Source organism: Sphingomonas sp. Leaf4, assembly GCF_920939515.1.
Classification (GTDB): domain Bacteria; phylum Pseudomonadota; class Alphaproteobacteria; order Sphingomonadales; family Sphingomonadaceae; genus Sphingomonas.
Window position 1 is genome coordinate 48,684 of record NZ_CAKLBB010000018.1, and the last position, 6,139, is coordinate 54,822.

General features: G+C 67.4%; 5 protein-coding genes. 4 read left to right on the top strand and 1 reads right to left on the bottom strand.

All coding sequences use genetic code 11. The annotated features are described in order from the left end of the window. The first annotated feature begins 23 nt into the window (after window positions 1-23). A complete protein-coding gene (locus LRA89_RS19205; protein ID WP_230772590.1) occupies window positions 24-254 on the top strand; it encodes a hypothetical protein in 231 nt (76 codons plus the stop codon). 339 nt (window positions 255-593) lie between these two features. On the opposite strand, the gene LRA89_RS19210 is transcribed toward LRA89_RS19205, so the two are convergent. Then, window positions 594-1,346, bottom strand: coding sequence for a YaaA family protein (locus LRA89_RS19210; protein WP_230772592.1), 753 nt, complete (start codon window positions 1,344-1,346; stop codon window positions 594-596). Window positions 1,347-1,535: 189 nt separating this feature from the next. On the opposite strand from LRA89_RS19210, the gene LRA89_RS19215 reads away from it, so the two are divergent. From LRA89_RS19215 to LRA89_RS19225, 3 genes are all read left to right on the top strand, one after another. Further along, entirely contained in the window at window positions 1,536-2,837 is a 1,302-nt protein-coding gene (locus LRA89_RS19215; protein WP_230772594.1) for a hypothetical protein, read from the top strand. A gap of 162 nt (window positions 2,838-2,999) precedes the next feature. Beyond that, window positions 3,000-5,255 (top strand): NADP-dependent malic enzyme, encoded by a 2,256-nt coding sequence (locus tag LRA89_RS19220; protein WP_055759578.1) that lies wholly within the window; start codon window positions 3,000-3,002, stop codon window positions 5,253-5,255. Between the two features lie 54 nt (window positions 5,256-5,309). Further along, the gene (locus LRA89_RS19225; protein ID WP_230772595.1) at window positions 5,310-6,014 is read left to right on the top strand and encodes an SDR family NAD(P)-dependent oxidoreductase; all 705 of its coding nucleotides are present in this window, start codon (window positions 5,310-5,312) and stop codon (window positions 6,012-6,014) included. Window positions 6,015-6,139 lie beyond the last annotated feature (125 nt).

A 6,139-nucleotide genomic window follows, 5' to 3' on the forward strand; every position in this document is an offset into this window, starting at 1 on the left:
GGCAACGTCGGTTTCGACGGTGAATGGATCGGGACCCGATCGCGACCGGCGACGTTCTGATCGACATGGTTTCGCCAACACCCTCCCGCCACCTCGCCGAACTCAGGCTGCGTGTCGGCAAGCGCGGCCGGCTGCACGCGCGGATCGAGATCGGCAACGGCGGCCTGCTCGCGATCGGCGCGCTGGTGTCGTCGATCCTGCTGTCGAGCGCGGTGATCGTCGTTGCGGCGAAACGAGTGCCCGATCGGACGTAACGCCGCATCCCGAGTGGCGCGTCGTGCGTTGCCGCCGCTGTGTTCTACGACAGTAACGCCTGGCCCCCGCCGCCCGACGGCTATGAACCGCCCCGGCCGCGACTGACCCGGCGACAGGAACGGACGATGCTCGCCACCATCGGTTTGTTTCTGCTCGTGATGTTCATCGGGCCACTCGCCGGATCGTCGGTGATCGCCGGTATCGCGGCGATCCTGCGCGGGTAGTTGTTTGCTCCGCTCACGCGGATGCGGTGCCGGCCCGCTCCCCCATCCCACCGCCCACAGCGTATCCTTGATGGGTGGCGGGATGGGGGAGCGGGCCGGCATCGCCACGAAAATCTACCCGCGCACGAAACTCCAGCGGTCGCCCTCGGCACCGGTGAAGCGATAGCCGTCGCTGTCGAACCCCTGCATCGCCGCGACATCGGTCACGCGGTGTTCGCACATCCAGCGCGCCATCATCCCCCGCGCCTTCTTGGCGTGGAAGCTGACGAAGCGCGGACCATCGGGGCCGGGCTCGCGGAAATCGACGTCGATCACGCGGATCCCGGCGGGGAGCCGGCCCGCCACCGCGTGCCAATATTCCTGGCTGGCGAGGTTCAGCACCGTGTCTGACCCACTGTCGGCAACGTCGCCGGCCAGCAACGTCGCGATCCGGTCATCCCACCACGCATACAGGTCTTTCGCCCGGCCCGGTGCCCAGCGCGTCCCCATCTCCAGCCGGTACGGCCGCATCGCGTCGAGCGGACGGAGCAGCCCGTACAGGCCGGAGAGGATGCGGACGTGATCGTTCGCGAAGTCGATCGCCGGCGCGTCGAGCGACTTGGCCTCGAACCCGGTATAGACGTCGCCGGCGAACGCCATCAGCGCCGGTCGCGCCGCCGCCTGCGGAAAGTCGCGGAAGCGCGCGGCGTTCAGCTCGGCGAGCTTGGGCGAAATCTTCATCAGCGTCGCTAGCTTTCCGGCCCCCAGCCGCGCCGCGCCGCGCGCGAGCGTGTCGGCCTCCGCCGCCAGTCGCGGCGTCGACGGGGTGCGCGGGGGCAGGGGCGAGGCATAGTCGAGCGTCTTGGCGGGGGAGAGGACAGCGATCATCGCCGCCGCTTAGCCGCCCGGGATCGCGGCCGTCAAAGCCCGATGGTGGAGCCGAAACGTTCAACGCGCGTTCACCGGGCGTCAGGTAGTTGGCGGCGTGTGCGCGCTTGTGCGGATACGCGCCAGCACCTAGATGGACGCCGCCTGCCGGGCGCGCGTCCGGCCACCAGTTTCGGGAGAGTTCACGGCATGACGTTCGTTTCCAAGGCTGCCCTCGCCGCCCTGTTCGGCCTGGGTGCAACCCTGGCGATCACGCCTTCCGCCGATGCCCAGCGCAAGAAGAAGGAAGAGGCGCCCGCCGCGCCGCAGATCCAGATCAGCGAGGCGTTCCGCACCGCAGCGCTCGCCGCCGACGCTGCGATCAAGGCGAAGGATTTCGCGACCGCCGACCAGCAGCTCGCCGCCGCGCAGGCTGCCGCGACCGCCGGCAATGTCGATGAAGCCTATTTCCTCGCCCAGTTGAAGGTTTCGGCCGCACAGGCGAAGAACGATCGCCCGGCGCTCGCCACCGCGATCGACCAGTTGCTCGCCAGTCCCAAGCTGGACGCCGGTGCGAAGGGCGAACTCTACTATAATCGCGGCATCCTTGCGCTCGACGCCAAGCAGAACGCCGTGGCGATCCAGAATTTCGAGCGCGCCCGCGCGGCGGGCTACAACAACCTCGATCTCGACCTGCGTCTGGCGCAGCTCAACATCCAGGGCGGCAACGTCGATCAGGGCCTCGCCTCGATCGACAAGGTCATCGCCGCGCGCAAGGCATCGGGCCAGCCGGTGCCGCCCAACTGGTATGACTATGCCATCTCGACGCTGTACAAGGCCAATCGTTCGGCCGAGGCGAGCCAGTGGGCGCGCCGCCAGCTCACCGAATATCCCACGCAGGCGAACTGGCGCAAGGTACTGATCCTGTTCCGCGACCGCGCCGACAACAAGGGCGCGACGCTGGGCAACCAGGCGCGTGTCGACGTGCTCCGCCTGATGCGCGAGACGAAGTCGCTCGCCGACCAGAACGACTATCGCGAGTACGTTCAGACGACGCAGGACATCGGCCTGCCCTATGAGACGGTCGCGGTGATCGACGAAGGCCGCGCGACCGGCAAGATCCCGGCGTCGGCGACGATCTTCACCGGCCTCAAGACGACCGCGCAGGGCCAGATTCGCACCGATGGTCCGGTGACGGGCCTCGAAACCCGTGCCAAGTCGGCGGCGAACGGCCGCGCGGCGGCGGCAGCGGGCAACGTCTATCTGGCGAACAACAACAACGCCAAGGCGGTCGAGCTGTACCAGCTCGCACTGTCGAAGGGCGGCGTCGATGCCGACGAGGTCAACACCCGCATCGGCATCGCCCATGCCCGTGCCGGCCAGTCGGCCGAAGCCAAGGCGGCGTTCGCCAAGGTGACGAACGGCCCGCGCGGCGAGATCGCGAATTTCTGGACGCTGTATGTCGACCAGCCGCGCATCGTCGCCTCGACCCCGGTCGTCGGCAACAATTGATCGCATCCGCCCCGGCGGAGACATGCGGCCCGGGCTCCCTTCGCGGAGTCCGGGCCGTTTTGTTTCGTTGCTGCGATCGGGCAAATCCCGCATGACGGGACAATAGCCTTGCCCCGCCCGGCGTCCCTTGCGTAAAGCCGCTCCCAAACGGGAGAAGCGCCAGTGTCCGAAACCACCGACCAGTTTTCCGAGCGCGAGGCGCTGCTGTTCCATTCGGAGGGGCGTCCCGGCAAGATCGAGATCATCGCGTCCAAACCGATGGCGACGCAGCGCGACTTGGCACTCGCCTATTCGCCCGGCGTCGCCGTGCCGGTGAAGGCGATCTACGACGATCCCGCCTGCGCCTATGACTATACCGCCAAGGGCAATCTGGTCGCCGTCATCTCCAACGGCACCGCGATCCTCGGCCTCGGCAATCTCGGCGCGCTGGCGTCGAAGCCGGTGATGGAGGGCAAGGCGGTCCTGTTCAAACGCTTCGCCGACGTCGATTCGATCGACATCGAGCTGAAGACCGAGGACGTCGACCGCTTCATCGACGCGGTCGAGCTGATGGAGCCGAGCTTCGGCGGCATCAACCTCGAAGACATCAAGTCGCCCGAGTGCTTTATCATCGAACAGACGCTGCGCGAGCGCATGAACATCCCGGTGTTCCATGACGACCAGCACGGCACCGCGATCATCTGCGCGGCGGGACTCATCAACGCCTGCCTGCTGACCAACCGCAAGCTGTCCGAGGTCAAGGTCGTGGTCAACGGCGCGGGCGCCGCCGCCATCGCCTGTACCGAACTGATGAAGGCGATGGGCGTCGCCCACGCCAACGTCATCATGTGCGACCGCACCGGCGTGATCTATCAGGGTCGCGACGACGTGAACCAGTGGCAGTCGGCCCACGCCGCCGCCACCGATCGCCGCACGCTCACCGAAGCGCTGCACGGCGCCGACGTGTTCCTCGGCCTCTCGGCGGCAGGCGCATTGAAGCCCGAGATGGTCAAGGACATGGCCCCCTCGCCGATCATCTTCGCGATGGCCAACCCCGAACCCGAAATCCGCCCCGAACTGGCCAAGGCCGCACGCCCCGACGCGATCGTTGCCACCGGCCGATCGGATTATCCCAATCAGGTCAACAACGTCATCGGCTTCCCTTTCATCTTCCGCGGCGCACTCGACGTGCGTGCGACCGGCATCAACGATGAGATGAAGATCGCTGCCGCCAACGCCATCGCCGAACTGGCGCGCCAGCGGGTCCCTGAGGAAGTGGCGCTCGCCTATGGCACGCAACACAGTTTCGGCCCCGAATACATCATTCCCGCGCCGTTCGACCCCCGGCTGATGGAACTGGTCCCCTCGGCGGTTGCCCGGGCGGCGATGGATTCGGGCGTGGCGACGCGACCGATCCTCGACATGGAGGCCTATCGCCAGGAACTGCGCGCGCGCCTCAACCCGACCACGTCGGTCCTGACCATGGCCTATGAAGGGGCCAAGGCGCACCCCAAGCGCGTCCTCTTCGCCGAAGGCGAAGAGGAAGTCGTGCTGCGCGCGGCGATCGCGTTCAAGGAAGGTGGCTATGGCATTCCGGTGCTGGTCGGCCGCGACGACGTGCATGACCGGCTACGCGCGCTGGGCGTCGCCAACCCCGAGGAATATGAGGTCCACAACAGCCGCACCAGCGAGATGGTGCCGCAGATGGTCGACTTCCTTTACCAGCGGTTGCAGCGGCGCGGCTTCCTGCGCCGCGATGCCGAGCGGATGATTAACCAGGACCGCAACAGCTTCGGCGCGGTGCTGCTGCAACTGGGCGTCGCCGACGCAATGATTACCGGCATCACCCGCACCTATGCGCAGACGTTCCGCGACGTGCGCCGGGTGATCGATCCGGTCGGCGGCAAGGTGCCGTTCGGCATCCACCTGCTGGTGGGGCAGAGCCATACCGTGTTCATGGCCGACACCACGATCAACGAACGCCCCTCGGGCGAGGAACTGGCCGACATCGCCGAGCGCACCGCCGCCGTCGCCCGGCGCATGGGCCACGAACCGCGCGTCGCGTTCCTCAGCTACTCGACCTTCGGCAATCCCTCGGGCCAGTGGATCGACAATGTCCGCGACGGCGTCGCCGCGCTCGACAAGCGTCACGTCGGCTTCGAATACGAAGGTGAAATGGCCCCCGACGTCGCGCTCAACCCGCGCCAGCTCGCGAACTTCCCGTTCGCGCGGCTGTCGGGACCGGCCAACGTGCTCATCATGCCGGGGCTGCAATCGGCCAACATCTCGGCCAAGCTGCTGCGCGAACTGGGCGGCGACAATGTGATCGGCCCGATGCTGATCGGCATGGAAAAGCCGGTGCAGATCGCGCCGATGACCTCGACCGCCAACGAACTGGTGACGCTCGCCGTCCTCGCGGCGGGCGGCATGGTGGGGTGAGAACCGCAACCAGCGATGCGTGTCCGCGTTTGATCCCCTGACAACGGAGGGTTCATGGCACGCACGCTGGTGATCGGGGCAGGGGGCGGCATCGGCGGTGCGCTGGTCGCCGCCCTCGCCGCATTCGGGGATGCGGTGATCGCCGCATCGCGGACGCGGCCGGACGGGCTGCCCGACGGCTTGGATCATGTCGTGCTCGACATCGCCGATCCCGCATCGATCGAAGCCGCCGCCACCACGATCGACGCCCCACTCACCCGCGTCATCGTCGCCACCGGTACGCTGCAAACGCCCCATGGCGGCCCCGAACGCGCGCTGCGCGACCTCGATCCAACGCTGCTCGCCGACTATTTCGCGATCAACACCATCGGCCCGGCGCTGGCGCTGAAAGCCTTCGTGCCGCTGCTGGCGAAGCAGGGACCGGCGATCATCGCCTGCCTGTCGGCGCGGGTCGGCAGCATCTCCGACAACCGGCTGGGCGGCTGGTACGGCTATCGCGCGTCGAAGGCGGCGCTCAACCAGATCGTGCGCACCGCCGCGATCGAACTGGCGCGCAGCCGGCCCCAAGCGGTCTGCGTCGCGCTCCACCCCGGCACCGTCGACACTGGTCTGAGCCGCCCGTTCCAGAAAGGGGTGCCGGCGGAAAAACTGTTCACCCCGGCGTACAGCGCGCAGCGGCTGCTGGCGGTGCTCGACGCGCTGACCCCAGCGCAGAGCGGCCGGGTGTTTGCGTGGGACGGCAGCGAAGTGGCCCCCTGACTAGGGCCTGTGGGGATTCAACGTGAGTTGATGACGGCTGCGACGAGGTAGATCATGGCCTCGAAGCTGCGATCTGTTTTGCAGGCACGCATGGCGATGCGTTTGAACTCCTTGAGCTTGCAAAA

Coding starts and splice junctions, on each gene's coding strand:
- LRA89_RS19225 (WP_230772595.1), top strand. CDS start 5,310: ATGGCACGCACGCTGGTGATCGGGGCAGGGGGCGGCATCGGCGGTGCG.
- LRA89_RS19210 (WP_230772592.1), bottom strand. CDS start 1,346: ATGATCGCTGTCCTCTCCCCCGCCAAGACGCTCGACTATGCCTCGCCC.
- LRA89_RS19215 (WP_230772594.1), top strand. CDS start 1,536: ATGACGTTCGTTTCCAAGGCTGCCCTCGCCGCCCTGTTCGGCCTGGGT.
- LRA89_RS19205 (WP_230772590.1), top strand. CDS start 24: ATGGATCGGGACCCGATCGCGACCGGCGACGTTCTGATCGACATGGTT.